General features: G+C 69.5%; 17 protein-coding genes. 5 read left to right on the top strand and 12 right to left on the bottom strand.

Annotated elements, in window-relative coordinates; all coding sequences use genetic code 11:
- Positions 1–3: 3 nt before the first annotated feature.
- Together pgaC and pgaD are read left to right on the top strand one after the other, a co-directional pair.
- Positions 4–1,260 (top strand): poly-beta-1,6-N-acetyl-D-glucosamine synthase, encoded by a 1,257-nt coding sequence (gene pgaC, locus ARC20_RS17415; protein WP_057649346.1) that lies wholly within the window; start codon positions 4–6, stop codon positions 1,258–1,260.
- A complete protein-coding gene (pgaD, locus tag ARC20_RS17410) occupies positions 1,257–1,724 on the top strand; it encodes a poly-beta-1,6-N-acetyl-D-glucosamine biosynthesis protein PgaD (RefSeq protein WP_057649345.1) in 468 nt (155 codons plus the stop codon). The genes pgaC and pgaD overlap by 4 nt, the downstream gene beginning before the upstream one ends.
- 7 nt (positions 1,725–1,731) lie before the next feature.
- On the opposite strand, the gene ARC20_RS17405 is transcribed toward pgaD, so the two are convergent.
- The 12 genes from ARC20_RS17405 to ARC20_RS17350 all read right to left on the bottom strand — a co-directional run bounded on the left by ARC20_RS17405 (position 1,732) and on the right by ARC20_RS17350 (position 13,499).
- Entirely contained in the window at positions 1,732–2,985 is a 1,254-nt protein-coding gene (locus ARC20_RS17405) for a glutamate-5-semialdehyde dehydrogenase (RefSeq protein WP_057649344.1), read from the bottom strand.
- Between the two features lie 15 nt (positions 2,986–3,000).
- A complete protein-coding gene (gene proB / locus ARC20_RS17400; protein ID WP_057649343.1) occupies positions 3,001–4,167 on the bottom strand; it encodes a glutamate 5-kinase in 1,167 nt (388 codons plus the stop codon).
- Between the two features lie 16 nt (positions 4,168–4,183).
- Positions 4,184–4,444, bottom strand: a complete 261-nt coding sequence (locus tag ARC20_RS17395) for a YciI family protein (protein ID WP_108143528.1) — start codon at positions 4,442–4,444, stop codon at positions 4,184–4,186.
- 9 nt (positions 4,445–4,453) lie between these two features.
- Positions 4,454–5,749, bottom strand: a complete 1,296-nt coding sequence (gene argH, locus ARC20_RS17390; protein WP_057649341.1) for an argininosuccinate lyase — start codon at positions 5,747–5,749, stop codon at positions 4,454–4,456.
- A gap of 13 nt (positions 5,750–5,762) precedes the next feature.
- Positions 5,763–6,713, bottom strand: a complete 951-nt coding sequence (gene argC, locus ARC20_RS17385; RefSeq protein WP_057649340.1) for an N-acetyl-gamma-glutamyl-phosphate reductase — start codon at positions 6,711–6,713, stop codon at positions 5,763–5,765.
- Positions 6,710–7,321 carry a GNAT family N-acetyltransferase gene (locus ARC20_RS17380; protein WP_057649339.1) on the bottom strand — a complete coding sequence of 204 codons (612 nt, stop codon included), beginning with the start codon at positions 7,319–7,321 and terminating at the stop codon, positions 6,710–6,712. The genes argC and ARC20_RS17380 overlap by 4 nt, the downstream gene beginning before the upstream one ends.
- A 3-nt stretch (positions 7,322–7,324) precedes the next feature.
- Positions 7,325–8,650: an acetylglutamate kinase gene (locus tag ARC20_RS17375; protein ID WP_057649359.1), complete on the bottom strand. Its 1,326-nt coding sequence runs from the start codon at positions 8,648–8,650 to the stop codon at positions 7,325–7,327.
- 31 nt (positions 8,651–8,681) lie between these two features.
- Entirely contained in the window at positions 8,682–9,782 is a 1,101-nt protein-coding gene (locus ARC20_RS17370) for an acetylornithine deacetylase (protein ID WP_057649338.1), read from the bottom strand.
- A 19-nt stretch (positions 9,783–9,801) separates the two neighbouring features.
- Complete coding sequence (locus ARC20_RS17365; RefSeq protein ID WP_057649337.1) at positions 9,802–10,239, bottom strand: GNAT family N-acetyltransferase; 438 nt, start codon at positions 10,237–10,239, stop codon at positions 9,802–9,804.
- A 10-nt stretch (positions 10,240–10,249) separates the two neighbouring features.
- Positions 10,250–11,443: an argininosuccinate synthase gene (locus tag ARC20_RS17360; protein ID WP_057649336.1), complete on the bottom strand. Its 1,194-nt coding sequence runs from the start codon at positions 11,441–11,443 to the stop codon at positions 10,250–10,252.
- Positions 11,444–11,479: 36 nt separating this feature from the next.
- Positions 11,480–12,490 (bottom strand): N-acetylornithine carbamoyltransferase, encoded by a 1,011-nt coding sequence (locus ARC20_RS17355; protein ID WP_057649335.1) that lies wholly within the window; start codon positions 12,488–12,490, stop codon positions 11,480–11,482.
- A gap of 481 nt (positions 12,491–12,971) precedes the next feature.
- Positions 12,972–13,499, bottom strand: a complete 528-nt coding sequence (locus tag ARC20_RS17350) for a hypothetical protein (RefSeq protein WP_057649358.1) — start codon at positions 13,497–13,499, stop codon at positions 12,972–12,974.
- A gap of 148 nt (positions 13,500–13,647) precedes the next feature.
- On the opposite strand from ARC20_RS17350, the gene cysS reads away from it, so the two are divergent.
- From cysS to ARC20_RS17335, 3 genes are read left to right on the top strand one after another with little or no spacing between them, the layout of a single operon-like run.
- Positions 13,648–15,033: a cysteine--tRNA ligase gene (gene cysS / locus ARC20_RS17345; protein WP_108143525.1), complete on the top strand. Its 1,386-nt coding sequence runs from the start codon at positions 13,648–13,650 to the stop codon at positions 15,031–15,033.
- A 50-nt stretch (positions 15,034–15,083) separates the two neighbouring features.
- A complete protein-coding gene (locus ARC20_RS17340; RefSeq protein WP_057649333.1) occupies positions 15,084–15,521 on the top strand; it encodes a SufE family protein in 438 nt (145 codons plus the stop codon).
- Positions 15,518–16,771 carry an MFS transporter gene (locus ARC20_RS17335; RefSeq protein ID WP_057649332.1) on the top strand — a complete coding sequence of 418 codons (1,254 nt, stop codon included), beginning with the start codon at positions 15,518–15,520 and terminating at the stop codon, positions 16,769–16,771. The genes ARC20_RS17340 and ARC20_RS17335 overlap by 4 nt, the downstream gene beginning before the upstream one ends.
- Positions 16,772–16,848 lie beyond the last annotated feature (77 nt).

Genomic DNA, 16,848 nt, shown 5'->3' with positions numbered 1-16,848 from the left:
GCGATGGCGTTCGATTTCCCGTACCTGACGTGGCTGTTCAACTTCGCGTTCTTCTACCCCATCGTGATGGCGTTCTTCTGGATGATCGGCGGGGTGTACTACTACTGGCGGCGCGAACGCCGCGCACCGCGGCCCGAATCGCCACCGCCGCTGGCGCAGGCGCCGTTCGTCTCGATCCTGGTGCCGTGCTTCAACGAGGCCGACCATATCGCCGAGACCATCGCCGCCGCCGTCGCGCAGGACTACCCCCACTTCGAGGTCATCGCCATCAACGATGGCAGCACCGACGACACCGCACGGGTGCTCGAAGACCTCACCGCGCACCATCCGCGCCTGCGCGTGGTGCACCTTGAGCACAACCACGGCAAGGCCAACGCGCTGCGCGTGGGCACGCTGGCCTCGCGTTCGGACTACCTGGTATGCGTGGATGCCGACGCGCTGCTCGACGTGCACGCCACGCGCTGGCTGGTCGGCCATCTGGTGGACGGCCCGCGCGTGGGCGGCGTCACCGGCAACCCGCGCGTGCGCAACCGCACCACGCTGATGGGGCGCATGCAGGTGGGCGAGTTCTCGGCCATCGTCGGACTGATCAAGCGCGCGCAGCGGGTGTATGGCCGGCTGTTCACCGTCTCCGGGGTGATCTGCGCGTTCCGCCGCTCGGCCCTGCACCGCGTGGGCTTCTGGGCCGACGACATGGTGACCGAGGACATCGACATCTCCTGGCGCCTGCAGCTGGACGGCTGGGACATCCGCTACGAACCCAACGCGCTGTGCTGGATCCTGATGCCCGAAACCTTCCGCGGCCTGTGGATGCAGCGCCTGCGCTGGGCGCGCGGCGGCGTGGAGGTGCTGCTCAGCCATGGCCGCAGCGCGCTCTCGTGGCGACGCCGGCGCATGTGGGGCGTGCTGCTCGAATACGCGCTGAGCCTGCTGTGGGCCTACGCGATGCTCGCCATCATCGTGCTGTGGGCGCTGGGCAAGTTCATCGCGCTGCCGCCGCTGCTGTACGTGGACACGCTGCTGCCGCGCTGGCACGGCCTGATCCTGGCGGTGGTGTGCCTGCTGCAGTTCGCCACCAGCCTGGCGATCGAGCGCCGCTACGAACGCGGCCTGGCCCGGCAGTTCTACTGGGTGATCTGGTACCCGGTGGCGTTCTGGATGATCGGCATGCTCACCGCCGTCATCGCCCTTCCCCGCACGCTGCTGGCGCGTCGCCGCCAGCGCGCCCTGTGGCGCAGTCCCGACCGAGGTGTCCGATGACCCAGCCCGCCAAGCCCACCCCGCCGCCGATCATCCACCTGCCCGACCGCCTCGGCCGCTCGCGCCGGCTCGCCTATGGCGCGGTGACCGCCGGCGCATGGATGGCCTACTTCTACCTGTGGGCGCCGCTGCTCACGCTGGTCGCGTGGTTCATCGGCCTGCGCACGGCGTATTTCCGGCTGTACCTGGAGCAGAACGCGCTCGATCCGTTCCTGCTCGCCGCCCTGCCCCTGATCGCGCTGCTGTGCGCGGTGGTGCTGATCGGCTGGGCCGAATACAACCGCGCGCGCTTTCGCAACAACGACGAACGCCGGCGTCGCCGCACCGTGCCGGAAACCGAAGTGGACCAGCGCCTGGGCGTGGCCGAACAGCTGGGCGTGCTGCTGCGCCACAGCCGCGTGGCGCAGGTCTCGCTCGATCCGCAGGCGCGGCCGGTGGCGGTGCGCGTGGTGCGCTACCGCTGAAGCCACCTCACGGCAGGTTGCGCGTCTGCCCTTCGCCGCGCACCACGAAGCGCTCGACGGTGAGCGCTTCCAGGCCCATCGGCCCGTAGGCATGCAGGCGCGTGGTGGAGATGCCGATCTCCGCGCCCAGCCCCAGTTCGCCACCATCGGAGAAGCGCGAGGAGGCGTTGACCATCACCACCGCCGAGCGCAGCGCCTGCACGAAGCGCTCGGCGTGCGCGTCGTTGCCGGTGGCGATGACCTCGGTGTGGTCCGAACCGTAGTGGCGGATGTGCGCGATGGCCGCGCCCAGGTCCGGCACCACGCGCACGGCGATCACCAGGTCCAGGTACTCGGCGGCGAAATCGGCATCGGTGGCCGGCGCCATGTCCGGCACGATGCGGCGGCTGGCCTCGTCGCCGCGCAGTTCGACGCCGCGCTCGCGCAGCGCCTGCGCGGCACGCGGCAGGAAATCCGCGGCAACCGCCTCGTGCACCAACAGCGTTTCCAGTGAGTTGCACGCCGCCGGGCGCGAGACCTTGCCGTCAATCAGCAGGCGCAAGGCCAGTTCCGGATCAGCCGAGTCGTCCACGAACAGGTGGCATACGCCCTTGTAGTGCTTGATCACCGGCACGCGCGCGTGTTCGGCGACGAAGCGGATCAGCCCCTCGCCGCCGCGCGGGATGGCCAGGTCGATGATCTCGTTGAGCTGCAGCAGTTCGAGCATCGTCTCGCGGCGCAGGTCTTCGACCAGGGTGAGCGCCGCGGCCGGCACGCCGTGCGCCTCGAGTGCGCGGCGCAGGGCGCGGGCGATGGCGGTGTTGGAATGGATCGCCTCCGAACCGCCGCGCAGGATCACGCCATTGCCGGCCTTGATACACAGCGCCGCCGCGTCGGCGGTCACGTTCGGGCGCGCTTCGTAGATCATCGCGATCACGCCGAGCGGCACGCGCACCTTCTGCACGCGGATGCCGTTCGGGCGCAAGTCGTCGCGGGTCACCTGCCCGACCGGGTCCGGCAGCGCGGCGACTTCGCGCAGCGCGTCGGCCACGCCGCGCAGGCGCTTGGGGTCCAGCGCGAGGCGGTCGAGCATCGCGCTGCCGACGCCCTTTTCGCGCGCGGCGTCGAGGTCGCGCGCATTGGCGGCGAGGATGTCGTCCGCGTCGTCCTCCAGCGCTTGCGCCATCGCCGCCAGCAGCGCCTGTTTGGCCGCGCCGTCGAGCTGGGCCAGCGTCTGCGCCGCCAGGCGGCATTCCATCGCAAGGGTCTTGATGTCGGACATGGGGGCGCTCACGGGTCAGGCGGTTAGCAGCACGAGGTCGTCGCGGTGGACGATGTTCTCGCCGTAGTTGTAGCCGAGGATCGATTCGATGTCGCGCGAATGCCGGCCGGCCAGGCGGCGGATGTCCTGCGCCGAGTACTGGCTGACGCCGCGCGCTATCGCCTGTTCGCCGCCTTCGCCCGGCGTGCGGATCTCCACCATGTCGCCACGGCGGAACTCGCCCTGCGCCTGGGTGACGCCGCCCGGCAGCAGCGAGGCGCCCTTCTCGGCCAATGCCCGCGCCGCGCCGGCATCGACGAGGATGGCGCCCGGCTCCACCGGCGCATGCCGCAGCCAGTACTTGCGCGCGGCGATGCGCGTGCGCGCCGGATGCAGGCGGGTGCCGCGCAGGCGGTCGTGGCCGAGCGCGCGCAGCACTTCGCCGCTGCGGCCGTTGAACAGGTAGGTCTCGATGCCCGCCGCGCCCGCCTTCGCCGCCGCTTCCAGCTTGGTGCGCATGCCGCCGGTGCCCATGCCCGAGGCGCCGCTGCCGCCGGCCATCGCCAGCACGCCGGCGTCCAGTTCGGTGACTTCGTTGATCGGCTCGGCGTTGGGGTTCTGGCGCGGGTCGGCGCTGTACAGGCCGTCGATGTCGGTGGCGATGAACAGCGCGTCGGCATCGACCAGCGCGGCGACGATCGCGGCGAGGTTGTCGTTGTCGCCGAGCTTGAGCTCGTCCACCGACACGGTGTCGTTCTCGTTGACCACCGGCAGCGCGCCCAGGCGCAGGAGTTCGTTGAGGGTGGCGCGCGCGTTGAGGTAGCGGCGGCGGTTGCGCAGGTCGTCGTGGGTGAGCAGTACCTGCGCGACCGGGCGTTCGAAGAAGCGCTGCCACAGCGCCATCAGTTGCGCCTGGCCGAGCGCGGCCAGCGCCTGGCGGGCGGCCATCGCCGCGCCCTGTTCGGCGGCGCGCGGCAGGATGGCGCGGCCGGCAGCCACCGCGCCGGAGGAAACAATCACCACCTCGCGCCCGGCGCCCACATGGGTGGAGACGAACTGCGCCAGCCCCAGCGCGTGGCGCGGCGACAGGCCACCGCCGTCGGCGGCGAGCAGGCTGCTGCCGACCTTGAGCACCGCGCGCCGCCACGGCGGCAACGATTGCTCGGTGAACGCAGGGGCGATGGGCGCGCGCAGATCGGTCATGGGGTCGTCCGTGGAATCAGTGGGTGTTCCATTCGTGCACGGTGAGCGTGGAGGCGTCCTGCAGCACGAGCGGGTCGCGTGCCACCAGCGCCTTCGCCTCGTCCAGGCTTTCCACGTGCTGCAGGATGTAGGCGCCGCCGGTGCCATCGGCGAAACCGCCGGTCAGCAGCAGCTTGCCCTGCCCGCGCAGCCCGGCCAGGAAATCGCGATGCGGCTGCACCACGGCGTCGCTGAAGCCGGGCTTGCGCATCGCCATCACCAGATAGTGCTTCTGGATGGCCATGGCTCAGCCCAGCGCCTGCCAACGCGCGCGCAGGGCATCCAGGCGCAGGTCGGCGGCCGCGCCCGGCGAGACGCGCGCGGCCAGGCTGCCTTCCGGCGTGCGGCCCTGCCCCGCGCTGTCGGCGCTGGCCGCGGCGGCCTTGTAGGCCTCGCGGAACGGCACGCCGGCCACGGCGGCTTCGACGGCGACGTCGGTGGCGTACATGCCCGAGTCGATGGCGGCGCGCAGGCGGTCTTCGCGCCATTCCAGGTTGGCCAGCAGCGCCGGCAGCAGTTCCAGCGCGGCCAGGCCGCGGCCGAAGCCGTGGAAGATGGCGCCCTTGGAGGCCTGCAGGTCGCGGTGGTAGCCGGACGGCAGCGAGAGCAGTTGCTCGATCTCGGTGCGCGCGGCGGCCACGCTGGCATGGGTGGCGCGCATCAGCTCGATGACGTCCGGGTTGCGCTTGTTCGGCATGATCGAGCTGCCGGTGGTGTACTGCGCCGGCAGCGCGACGAAGCCGTACTCGGCGCTGGTGAACAGCGACAGGTCCCACGCGATGCGGCGCAGGTCCAGCGTGGCGCTGCCGAGGGCTTCCAGCGCGGCCAGTTCGAACTTGCCGCGCGAGAGCTGCGCGTAGATCGGCGAAACCTGCAGGCGCGCGAAGCCCAGCGCGGCGGTGGTGTGGTCGCGGTCCAGCGGCAGGTTGACGCCATAGCCGGCGGCGGTGCCGAGCGGGTTGGCGTCGACCAGCTTCAGCGTGTCGGCGGCGCGGATGGCGTCGTCGATGAAGGCCTCGGCCCAGCCGGCCCACCACATGCCCGCCGAGGAGACGACGGCGCGCTGGATGTGGGTGTAGCCGGGAACCGGCAGCTGCGCTTCGGCTTGCGCGCGGTCCAGCGCGACCTTGGCCGCCTCGCGGCTCAGTTCGGCCACGCGGGCGAGCTTTTCCTTCAGCCACAGGCGCGTGGCGACCAGGACCTGGTCGTTGCGGCTGCGGCCGGTGTGGATCTTGCGGCCGGCATCGCCGAGGCGTTCGGTCAGGCGCGCCTCGATGGCCGAGTGGCCGTCCTCGTATTGTTCGTCGAGCACGAAGTTTCCGGCGCGCCAGTCGGCGGCGAGCACGTCGAGTTCGCGCAGCAGGCCGGCGAGTTCCTCGGCGGAGAGGATGCCGATGTGCTGCAGGCCTTCGGCGTGCGCCTTGCTGGCCTGGATGTCATGCAGGAAGAACTCGCGGTCGAGGATGACGTCGTCGCCGGCGAGGAAGCGCTGGATCTGCGCATCGACGGCCACGCCGGGTTTCTGCCACAGGAGGTTGGTCATCGGGGAATCTCGTTCAGTGCGGGATCGCGGTGAGCTCGTCCAGGCCGATCGCGCGGTTGAGGTTCTGCATGGCCTGGGTGGCCGCGCCCTTGAGCAGGTTGTCCAGCGTGGCCACCACGACCACGCGCTTGCCGCCCGGCGCCATCGTGAAGCCGCCGATCTGCACGCCATGGCGGCCGGCGATGCGGCTCACCCACGGCGCCTCGTCGACGATCTCGATCAACGGCTCGCCGGCATAGCGCTCGCGATAGCGTTGTTCGATCTCCTCGCGCTTCAGCGCGCGCGCCAGCCACAGGTTGACCGTCATGGTGATGCCGCGGAAGTGCGGCGCGACGTGCGGCATGAACTCCACCGGCACGCCGAGCTGCGCGCTGACTTCACGCTCGTGCATGTGGTCGGTGAGCGCATACGGCATCAGGTTGTCGCGCAGCAGCTCGATGTTGTTCTTGTCCGAGGGCGTGGTGCCGGCGCCGGAGTAACCGGAGACGCCGAAGCACTGCGGCGGCCCGGCCAGCTCGGTGACCAGCGGGGTGATCGCCAGCTGCATCGCGGTGGCGTAGCAGCCCGGGTTGCTGATGCGCTTCTGCCCGGCGTAGCGGCCGCGGGTGAGTTCCGGCAGGCCGTAGTACCAACCCGGGTCGAAACGGTAATCGGCCGAGAGGTCGACGATGACCGTCTGCGGCGCGGCGGTGTCCAGCGCTTCCACGTAGGGCTGCGCCTTGCCGTTGGGCAGCGCAAGGATCACCGCGTCGGCACCCTTGGCGGCGACCGCGGCGGGGTCCAGGTTCTCGTAGCGCAGTTCGCCGGTGTAGGCGTCGCTGTGGTCGGCCACGGGCTGGCCGTCGAGTTCGCGCGAGGACACGAAGGCCAGCGACAGCTGCGGATGGGCGGCGATCAGGCGGATCAGCTCCGCGCCGGTATGGCCACGGGCGCCGACGATGCCGACGGTGAAGGAGGTGCTCATGCGTTGGCTTCCAGGCGGTACTGCAGGTGGCGGCGCGCGGCCGGCCACTCTGTGTCGAGGAGGGAGAAGATCACGGTGTCGCGGATGCTGCCGTCGGCATGCCGCTTGTGCCCGCGCAGCACGCCGTCCTGCTTCGCGCCGAGGCGGGCAATGGCGGTGCGCGAGGCGTGGTTGAACCAGCTGGTCTCGAACACCACGCTGATGCAGCCCAGCCGCTCGAAGGCGTGCTGGAGCAGCATCAGCTTGGTTTCGGTGTTCAGGCCGGTGCGCTGTGCCGAAGGGGCGTAGAACGTGTAGCCGATGGACAGGCGCGGCACGTCGGGCTGAAGGTCGTACAAGCGCGTGCTGCCGACCACGTGGCCGGCGGCGTTGCGCACCGCGAAAGGCAGCGCCTGGCCTTCGGCCTGCATGCGCAGCGCGGTGTCGATGTAGGCGCCGGCCTGGGCCGGCGCCGGCACGTTGGTGTACCACAGCCTGGACAGCTCGCCGGCGCCCAGCGCGGTGCGCAGGTCATCGGCATGCGCGGTGGCGAGGGGCTCCAGGGTCGCGTGGTTTCCCTTCAGCGTCGGCACCGTGCGCCAGTCGGCGGGCAGCTGTTCCAGGCCCATGGCTCAGCCCTGCAGGGTCGGCGTGCGCGTGGCGCAGTGGGCCACGCAGCGCTGGATCTGCTCGAAGCTCTCCAGCCCGTACCAGAACACCTTCCACTTCTCCTGCTTGAAGCAACCGTCGGACTCGGCGTAGTAGAAAATGTTGACCTGGTTGTTGTGGCGCGAACGCCAGAACAGCTGCGGGGTTTCCTCGCGCATCACGTTCCATACCGCGCGGCCCAGGCCTTCGCCCTGCGCGTCGTCGAGCACGGCGAACTTGTCCAGGTACACGCCGTCGGCCTCGTCGGTGAGGATCACCGCGGCGCGGTAGTTCTCGCTGACGTAGGCGCGCAACAGGCGGGTCTTGTCGAAGTAGTCCGGCACCAGCGTGCGGCCGAAGCTGGATTCGATCAGCGACTTCATCCGCACCAGGTCCAGTTCGCCCCACGAGGTGGCGCGCAGCACGCGCTCGCCGCGGCGCACCAGCGTGCCCGAGCCCTTGTGGGTGAACAGCTCCTTGGCCAGGTCGGCGGGCCGGGTGATCGACACCGACGACTCCAGCGGCAGCTTGTCCAGCAGGTCCTTGATCTGTTCGATCTTCACCTTCATGCCGCCATGGATCCACGGCTGCTCGATCAGGTGCTCGTACTCGGTGGACAGGTTGATCGAATCGATCACCCGGCCCTCGGCATCGAGCAGGCCGCCGGTGCCGGTGAGGAAAATGATCTTGTACGGCTGCAGCTCGCGCACCAGTTCGTTGGCGGCGAAGTCGGCGTTGATGTTGAGGATCTGCCCGCTCGGGGTTTCGCCCAGGCTGGTGATGACCGGGATCGAGCCGGCCTTCAGGCTGGCTTCGATCGGCGCCAGGTTCACGCGCTTCACCTCGCCCACCAGCCCGTAGGTCTGCGGGTCGAGGTACTCGGCCTCGAACACGCCGCCGGTAATGGAGGTGGCGCGCGCGCCGTTCTGCTGCAGCGCCTCGACCAGCTTGAGGTTGGACTGCTGGAACACGCGGCGCACGATGGCCAGGGCTTCCGGCGAGGTCACGCGCAGGCCGTTGACGGTCTGCTTCTCGATGCCGGCCGCGGACAGCTCGGCATCCAGCTGCGGGCCGGCGCCGTGCAGCACGATCGGGGTCAGGCCGACTTCCTGCAGAAAGGTCAGCGAGGAGGTCAGGTCGTCCAGCTCGTCGCGCAGCACCGCGCCGCCGACCTTCACCACGGCGAAGCGCTTGGCGTCCAGCTGCGAGAAGCGCTTGAGGTACTGGCTGATCTCCTTCGCGCTGGCCATGCTCGAGAGCAGGCGCACGATGGTCTGGCGGGTCTGTTTGTGGGTGGCGGGCAGCGACATTTCGATGTTCATGGCACGTGGGAGGGCGCGCTCAACGCGCGCCGTTGATGATGCGGTGGACGGAATCGGCGTAGCGCTGCAACTGCTCCAGCGTCACCCATTCGTCGGCGGTGTGGGCCTGGGCGATGTCGCCCGGCCCGTAGACCAGCGCGGTATGGCCGCCGGCGGAAAACAGCGAGGCTTCGGTCCAGAAATCGACCGCGTTGCCGATCGGCAGGTCGAGCGCGTCGGCGACGTCGCGCGCGGCCAGTCGGCGCTCCTCGGCACGGGCGATGTCGCCCGACGGCAGGCTCGGGCCGCGGAAGGTTTCCTCGAAGTGCGCCGCGGCCGGCTCGGCAAAACCGGCGAACGTGGCCAGCAGGCCGTCCACGTCCATCGACGGCAGCGGGCGGAAGCCGAAGCGCAGCTCGGCGGCCGGGGCGATCATGTTGGCCTTGATGCCGCCTTCGATGCGGCCGATGTTGAAGCGCAGGCCGGTCAGGCCGCCGAAGCGGGCATGGGCGAGCGAATCGACATGGTCCAGCGCGCGCTCGCCCCAGCGGATGGCCTGGTGCAGCGCGCTGGCGGCCGGGTCCTGCTTGCCGGAGGCATGCCCTGCCCGGCCGGCGAACTTCATCAGCACCGAGCTGATGCCGCGATGCGCCAGCACCGCCTCGCCCATCGTCGGCTCGGCCACGAGGATGGCCTCGTAGGCTTCGCCGCGCGCCAGGAACGCGGCGATGCAACGCGGGTCGTTGGCTTCCTCGTCGGAAGAGAACAGGAACGCGGCATCGCCGTCGCCGGCGTTGGCCGCGGCCACCAGCGCGGCGGCCGCGCCCTTGATGTCGCATACGCCCAGGCCGACCACGCGGTCGTCGAGGCGGCGCATCACATGCGGGTCGGCGCTCCAGTGCGGCGAATCCGGCACGGTGTCCAGGTGCACGTTGAACAGGTACTTCGGCGTGCCGCGCACGGCATACAGGCTGACCGCGCCGGCGCCGTGGTCGACCACTTCCACGCGGAAGCCCGGCAGGTTCGCGCGCAGGTAATCGAAGATGCCGCCCTCGGCGGCGATGGCGCGCGGCGGGTTGCGGGTGTCGAAGGACACCAGCTTTTCCAGGTGCGCGAGGGTGTCTTGCAGCAGGTCGGTCATCGGGTTCCTGGCAAACGGATCAGGCCGCCGAAGCGGTGTAGATATCCGGGCGGACGACTTCCATCAGCCGGTCCGGGCGGGCCGGCGCGGTGAAGCCGTACCTTGCGTACAGGCCGTGCGCGTCCCAGGTGGCGAGCATGAAACGGCGCAGGCCCTGCAGCTGCGGATGGGCGAACACCGCATCCATCAGCTGCTTCGAATAACCCTGGCCGCGATGCGCCGGCAGCACGAAGACATCGGCGAGGTAGGCGAAGGTCGCGAAGTCGGAAACCACCCGCGCGAACGCCACCTGCCCTGCGCCTTCCACGTAGCCGCCGAAGCACAGCGAGCCGGCGATCGCGCGCGCCACCGTATCCCGTGGAATGCCGCGGCTCCAGTAAGCCTCGGTCGACAGGAAATGGTGGACCAGGGGGAGGTCGAGCTCCCCCTTGTCGGTGCTGACGCGCAGCTCGCCCATGCCGATGGCCTCAGCGGTTGACCTGGGCGTACAGCGTGGAGCTCATGCCGAACAGCTTGATGAAGCCCTCGGCCTCCTCCACGCCCCAGTCCGCCGACTGCGCGTAGGTCGCGCCCTTGGCGTTGAGGATGTGCGGCGAACGCACGGCCACCGCGTCGACGCGGCCGCCGCGGGTTTCCAGCACCACCTCGCCGGTGACCTTGGACTGCGAGGACTTCAGGAAGGCCTCCAGGTCGGTCTTGAGCGGATCGTGGTAGAAGCCTTCGTACACCAGCTCGACCCACTTGCGCGCCACGTCGGGCTTGAAGCGGTTCTGCTGCTTGGTCAGCACGGTGTCTTCCAGCGCGCGGTGCGCGGCCAGCAGCGAGATCAGGCCCGGCGCTTCGAACACGATGCGGCCCTTCAGGCCGATCACGGTGTCGCCGGTGTACACGCCGCGGCCCACGCCGTACTGCGCGAAGAGCTTGTTGAGGCGCGCCAGGATCTGCGCGCCCGGCAGGGCCTTGCCGTCCAGCTCCACCGCCTCGCCCTCGACGAACTTCAAGGTGACGGTCAGCGCTTCGGTCGGCCACGCGCTGCGCGGCGCGCACCAGCCGCGCGCGCCCTCGCCCGGGGCTTCCCACTTGTCGATCTCGCCGCCGGACATCGTCACGCCCAGCAGGTTCTCGTTGATGGTGTAGCTCTTCTGCTTGGCGCGCACGCCGAAGCCGCGCTCTTCCAGGTACTTCTGCTCGTAGGCGCGGGTCTGGGTGTGTTCCTTCTGGATTTCGCGGATCGGCGCGACGATCTGGTAATCGCCCTGCGCCTTCACCGCCAGGTCGAAGCGGACCTGGTCGTTGCCCATGCCGGTGCAGCCGTGCGCGATGATGTTGGTGCCCAGTTCGGCGGCGCGCTTGAGCGCGGCGTCGACGATCAGGTAGCGATCCGAGACCAGCAGCGGGTACTGGCCCTGGTAGCCCTCGCCGGCCCACACGAACGGCTTGACGAAGCCTTCCCAGATCGCCGGGCCGCCATCGACGGTGACGTGGCTGGCGGCGCCGAGTTCGGCGGCGCGCTTTTCGATGAAATCGCGCTCTTCGTCATCCACGCCGCCGGTGTCGGCGAACACGGTGTGGACGGCGTAACCCTGCTCCTGCAGGTACGGGATGCAGAAGCTGGTGTCGAGGCCGCCGGAGAAGGCGAGGACGATGTCTTTCTTGCTCATGGGGGAGTTCCGGGATGCGGGATGAGGGGGCGGGAATTATTGGGAAATCAGCGCGGCCATGACCGCCTTCTGCACGTGCAGGCGGTTTTCGGCTTCGTCGATGGCGATGCAGTTGGGCGAATCCATCACCGCGTCGGTCGCCTTCACGTTGCGGCGCAGCGGCAGGCAGTGGCTGAAGACGCCGTTGTTGGTGAGCGCCATCTTGGCCTCGTCGACGATGAAGTGCTTGTACTGGTCGCGGATGGGCTTTTCCGGCTCCCAGTTGCCGAAGAACGGCAGCGCGCCCCAGCTCTTGGCGTAGACGACATCGGCGCCGCGGTAGGCGCTTTCGATATCGTGGCTGACGGTCAGCGAACCGCCGCTTTCGGCGACGTTCTGCTCGGCCCAGCCCATGTAGCGCTCGTCGAGGACGTAGTCCGGCGTCGGGCACAGCAGGGTCACGTCCATGCCCATGCGCGTGGCGATGGTCAGCGCCGAGTTCGCCACCGCGGTGTTCAGCGGCTTGGGGTGGTAGGTCCAGGTCAGCACGTACTTCTTGCCGCGCAGGTCGGCGGTGCCGAAATGCTCCTGCAGCGCCATCGCGTGGGCCAGCTCCTGGCACGGATGGGTGATGGTCTCCATGTTGATGACCGGCACCGGCGAATACTTGGCGAACGACTTCAGCACGATGTCCTGGCGGTCGTAGGCCCAATCGACGAACTTCGGGAACGCGCGCACGCCGATCAGGTCGACATAGCGGCCGAGCACGCGCGCCACCTCGGCGATGTGCTCTTCGGTATCGCCGTCCATCACCGTGCCGAGGTTGAACTCGATCGGCCACGCATCCTTGCCCGGCTGCAGCACCACCGCATGGCCGCCGAGCTGGAATGCGCCCAGCTCGAAGCTGGTGCGCGTGCGCATCGACGGATTGAAGAACACCAGCGCGATCGACTTGCCCTTGAGCTCGTCGCCCAGCTTGTTGCGTTTGAACAGCGCGGCCTGGGTCAGCAATGCGTCGATTTCGGCGCGGCGCCAATCCTGGGTGTTCAGGAAGTGCTTCAGGGACATCGATCGATCCTTTGCGGCGGGCTTGCAGGGTGGACGGAAATCTTGCGGGTGAAACTTTTCAGGATTCGGAAACGAAAAAACCCAGCCTCAGGCTGGGTTTTCAGAACGGACAGCACGACGCTCCGGTTTACCCAGCGAGAATGTGGGGTTCCGGTCGGCGCGCGCGCGAGGTCATGCCGGAGGCCATCCGGGCTGCGCTGGTGCCGAGCTGAGTGTCGTTTGCTTGCATAAGACGCGCATGGTCGCACGCGTGAACCGGGGGTGCAAGCGCGGAGAATTTGATCTTCGATCCGACGCGCAGAACCTGGAGGGTGTCCGGGGGCCATGTCCTGGCGGGGGCGTCGGGCGACAGGGATGTCGCCTGACGAGCCCCGCATGGATGCGGCTCTTGGCGTCCCCCGCCAGGGCATGGCCCCCGGGCGCCGCCGATAGCCCATCGGACCGAGGCGACAAAACCAAAGCCAAAGCCAAAGCCAAAGCGTCAGCGCGGCGGCTGCACCACCGCATCGGGGATATAAGGCGTCACCGACACCCGGATCCGCAGCCGGTTACCCGGATCCTCCGGCAACCGCGATCGGTACTTGGTGCCCTTGTAGACGTAATCCACGTCGTAGGCGATCGGCCGGCGGAACTCCCGGCCGACCTCGACGATGCGGCAATTGCGGCGGGTGCTGGTCGGTGCCGGCGGCGGCACCACCGTATCGTGGCGACGGCTGAAGATGTCCTTCACCGAATCCATCATCTTGGAGATGCGCCCTTCCTGCGCCGCGTCGCCGCTGGCGGCTTCCGGCGCCTCGCTGGCGGCCGGCGGATCGCACTGCTCCTCGGTACGGCTCGCGCGCAGGGTCTGGTAGACCGGCTCCACGTTGAGCACCTGGGCATAGTCGAGCTTGACGTTTTCCACCACGACCACCCGGTTGCGGGCATCGGTTTCGGGATCCGCCGCCCACGCCGGCACGGCGTGCCAGCCCAGCAGGCAGATCAATGGTGGCAGGAACGGGAAGCGCATCAGCACCGGCGGGCTTCGAAAGCGTCTGGCAAGTGTATGGACCTCGCCGGCCCGGCGGCTGAACATAACCCATCCGGCGGCGAATGGGCACGCCGCCGCCCCGGCCGGTGGCCGCTGGCGCTAGAATCGAGCGGCTTACCTACCCCCGATGCCGATGAGCCTGCGCCTCCACAACAACCTGACGCGGCGGGTCGAACCGTTCGCGCCCCTCGACCCCGCCGCCGGCCCCACGATGTACGTGTGCGGCCCCACCGTCTACAACTACGTCCACATCGGCAACGCCCGCGGCCCGGTCGTGTTCGGCGTGCTGGCCGACCTGCTGCGCCGCCGCCATGGCGCGCTGCGCTACGCCCGCAACATCACCGACGTCGACGACAAGATCAACCAGGCCGCCCGCGACCAGGGCGTGCCGATCTCGGCCATCACCGACCGCTTCGCCGCCGCCTACCGGCAGGACATGGCCGCCCTGGGCGTCGCCCCGCCGGACCTGGAGCCGGAAGCCACCGCCCACATCCCGCAGATCGTGGCGATGATCCAGCGCCTGATCGACAACGGCCACGCCTATGCCGCCGAAGGCCACGTCCTGTTCGCGGTGAACAGCTTCGACGGCTACGGCAAGCTCTCGCGCCGCGACCCGGAGGAAATGCTGGCCGGCGCGCGCGTGGAAGTGGCCCCGTACAAGAAGGACGCCGGCGACTTCGTGCTGTGGAAGCCCTCCAGCGACGACCTGCCCGGCTGGGACTCGCCCTGGGGCCGCGGCCGCCCGGGCTGGCACATCGAATGCTCGGCGATGGCCGCCGCCCATCTGGGCGAGACCATCGACATCCACGCCGGCGGCGTCGACCTGCAGTTCCCGCACCACGAGAACGAGATCGCGCAGAGCGAGTGCGCCCACGGCGGCGCCACCTTCGCGCGGTTCTGGCTGCACAACGGCATGCTCAACTTCGGCGGCGCCAAGATGAGCAAGTCGCTGGGCAACATCGAGCGCGTGCACGACCTGGTGCGCAAGCATCCGCCCGAGGCGCTGCGCTATGCGCTGCTGTCGGCGCATTACCGCCAGCCGCTGGACTGGTCCGATGCGCTGATCGAGCAGTCGATCCGCACGCTGGACCGGCTGTACGGCACGCTGCGCGACCTGGCCGACATCCAGGCCACCGCGCGGATTCCCGTGCCGGTCGAAGCCGCGCTGGACGACGACCTCAACACCCCGCTGGCGCTGGCCGAAGTGGCGCGCATCGCCGGCGAGGCCCGCAAGGCCGAGACCGCCGACGACCGCGCGCGCCTGAAGGCCGAGCTGCTCGGCGCCGGCCTCGCGCTGGGCCTGCTGCAGCAGGATCCCGCGCAGTGGTTCGGCGCCACCGCCGTGGATGCCGACGAGGATGCCCGCATCCAGGCGCTGGTCGACGAACGCGGCGCGGCCAAGAAGGCCCGCGATTTCGCCCGTGCCGATGCCCTGCGCGACCAGCTGGCCGCCGAAGGCATCGTGCTGGAAGACACCCCGCAGGGTGTCAGGTGGTCGCGCAAGCGCGCCTGATTCCTGCCCTCCCCACCCGCGCCTTCGGGCGCGGCGCAGTGAACGCCCCCATGACCGACTCCCCTTTCCCGCTCGAACCCACCGCCGCGCAAGCCCAGGCGGCCATCGCCGAGGAGTTTTCCTTCTTCGGCGACTGGTCCGAGCGCTACCAGTACCTGATCGACCTCGGCCGCAAGCTGCCGGCCTTCCCCGACGCGTGGAAATCCGAGGAACACCGCCTGCACGGCTGCCAGTCGATGGTGTGGATCGTGCCGGAGGGCAACGCGCAGCGGCTGGATTTCCACGCCATCAGTGATTCGGCCATCGTCTCGGGCCTGATCTACCTGGCACTGCGGGTCTACTCCGGCCGCAGCGCCGAGGAGATCCTGGCCACCGAGCCGACCTACATCACCGATATCGGCCTGTCGCGCCACCTCTCGCCCACGCGCAGCAACGGCGTGGCAGCGATGCTGGGCTTCATCCGCGAGACCGCGAAGGCGCAGCAGTGAGCGCGCCGGACGCGGCGCCGACCACCGACCAGGGCATCCGCACCCTCCTCGCCCATCCGGGCTTCGCGCTGGTGCTGGGGTATCGCATCTGCGCGATGCTGTCCTACCAGATCGTGGCGGTGACGGTCGGCTGGCACATCTACGAGATCACCCGCAATCCGTTCTCGCTGGGCCTGGTGGGGCTGGCGGAGATCCTGCCGTTCTTCTGCATCGCGCCGTTCGCCGGCTACCTGGTGGACCACCTGCCGCGACGTCGCCTCGGGGCGATCGCCACGCTGGGGCTGGTCGCCACGGCCGGCGTGCTGATGGCGGTGGCGATGGGCTGGCTGCCGTTCAAGGGCGTGTGGCCGATCTATGGCGCGATCGCGCTGACCGGCGCGGCGCGCTCGTTCCTGTCGCCGGTGTACAACGCGCTGTTCGCGCGCACGCTGCCGCGCGAGGCGTTTGCGCGCGGCGCGAGCATCGGCAGCGTGGTGTTCCAGACCGGCATGGTGATCGGCCCGGCGCTGGGCGGCGTGCTGGTCGGCTGGGGCGGCAAGGGGCTGGCGTATGCCACGGCGGCGGTGATCGCGCTGGTGGCGATGACGGCGCTGCTGGCGCTGCGCGTGGAGGAGCCGGTGAGCACGGCGGGCCGCGCGCCGATCTTCCGCAGCATCGCCGAGGGGGCGCGCTTCGTGTTCTCCAACCAGGTGATGCTCGGGGCGATGGCGCTGGACATGTTCTCGGTGCTGCTGGGCGGCGCGGTGTCGATGCTGCCGGCCTTCATCCACGACATCCTGCATTACGGGCCGGAGGGGCTCGGGATCCTGCGCGGGGCGCCGGCATTGGGCTCGATCGTGGTCGGGGTGTGGCTGGCGCGCCGGCCCTTGCAGCGCAATGCCGGGCGGGTGCTGCTGTTCGCGGTGGCGGGGTTCGGGTTGTGCACGATCGCGTTCGGGCTGTCGCGGCATTTCTGGCTGTCGGCGGCGATCCTGCTGGTTTACGGGATGTGCGACGGCGTCTCCGTGGTGGTGCGCTCGACGATCCTGCAGCTGGCCACGCCCGACGAGATGCGTGGACGGGTGTCGGCGATCAACGGCATCTTCATCGGGTCTTCCAACGAGCTCGGCGCGTTCTACGACGGGACCATGGCGCGGCTCATCGGGCTGGTGCAGGCCGTCGTGCTGGGTGGGTTCGTGACGATGTGCGTGGTGGGGGTTACTGCGCTCAAGGCGCCGAAGCTTCGGCGGCTGGATTTGCGGGATTTGTAGCGGGTCTCGTGGTTGGGTGCTGCCCTGCACGGCCTTCGTCGCCTGCGGGGTGGCCGGGCCCTTTCCGGGACACGCCG

The organism is Stenotrophomonas panacihumi, from assembly GCF_001431645.1.
GTDB lineage: Bacteria > Pseudomonadota > Gammaproteobacteria > Xanthomonadales > Xanthomonadaceae > Stenotrophomonas_A > Stenotrophomonas_A panacihumi.
The sequence above is the reverse complement of the archived record's forward strand: the minus strand, read 5'-3'. Positions and strand labels throughout refer to the sequence as shown.

What these genes read in the sequence shown, in the direction of transcription:
- pgaC (WP_057649346.1), top strand. Translation starts at nt 4, where the DNA reads ATGGCGTTCGATTTCCCGTACCTGACGTGGCTGTTCAACTTCGCGTTC.
- pgaD (WP_057649345.1), top strand. Translation starts at nt 1,257, where the DNA reads ATGACCCAGCCCGCCAAGCCCACCCCGCCGCCGATCATCCACCTGCCC.
- ARC20_RS17405 (WP_057649344.1), bottom strand. Translation starts at nt 2,985, where the DNA reads ATGTCCGACATCAAGACCCTTGCGATGGAATGCCGCCTGGCGGCGCAG.
- proB (WP_057649343.1), bottom strand. Translation starts at nt 4,167, where the DNA reads ATGACCGATCTGCGCGCGCCCATCGCCCCTGCGTTCACCGAGCAATCG.
- argH (WP_057649341.1), bottom strand. Translation starts at nt 5,749, where the DNA reads ATGACCAACCTCCTGTGGCAGAAACCCGGCGTGGCCGTCGATGCGCAG.
- argC (WP_057649340.1), bottom strand. Translation starts at nt 6,713, where the DNA reads ATGAGCACCTCCTTCACCGTCGGCATCGTCGGCGCCCGTGGCCATACC.
- ARC20_RS17380 (WP_057649339.1), bottom strand. Translation starts at nt 7,321, where the DNA reads ATGGGCCTGGAACAGCTGCCCGCCGACTGGCGCACGGTGCCGACGCTG.
- ARC20_RS17375 (WP_057649359.1), bottom strand. Translation starts at nt 8,650, where the DNA reads ATGTCGCTGCCCGCCACCCACAAACAGACCCGCCAGACCATCGTGCGC.
- ARC20_RS17370 (WP_057649338.1), bottom strand. Translation starts at nt 9,782, where the DNA reads ATGACCGACCTGCTGCAAGACACCCTCGCGCACCTGGAAAAGCTGGTG.
- ARC20_RS17365 (WP_057649337.1), bottom strand. Translation starts at nt 10,239, where the DNA reads ATGGGCGAGCTGCGCGTCAGCACCGACAAGGGGGAGCTCGACCTCCCC.
- ARC20_RS17360 (WP_057649336.1), bottom strand. Translation starts at nt 11,443, where the DNA reads ATGAGCAAGAAAGACATCGTCCTCGCCTTCTCCGGCGGCCTCGACACC.
- ARC20_RS17355 (WP_057649335.1), bottom strand. Translation starts at nt 12,490, where the DNA reads ATGTCCCTGAAGCACTTCCTGAACACCCAGGATTGGCGCCGCGCCGAA.
- ARC20_RS17350 (WP_057649358.1), bottom strand. Translation starts at nt 13,499, where the DNA reads ATGCGCTTCCCGTTCCTGCCACCATTGATCTGCCTGCTGGGCTGGCAC.
- cysS (WP_108143525.1), top strand. Translation starts at nt 13,648, where the DNA reads ATGCCGATGAGCCTGCGCCTCCACAACAACCTGACGCGGCGGGTCGAA.
- ARC20_RS17340 (WP_057649333.1), top strand. Translation starts at nt 15,084, where the DNA reads ATGACCGACTCCCCTTTCCCGCTCGAACCCACCGCCGCGCAAGCCCAG.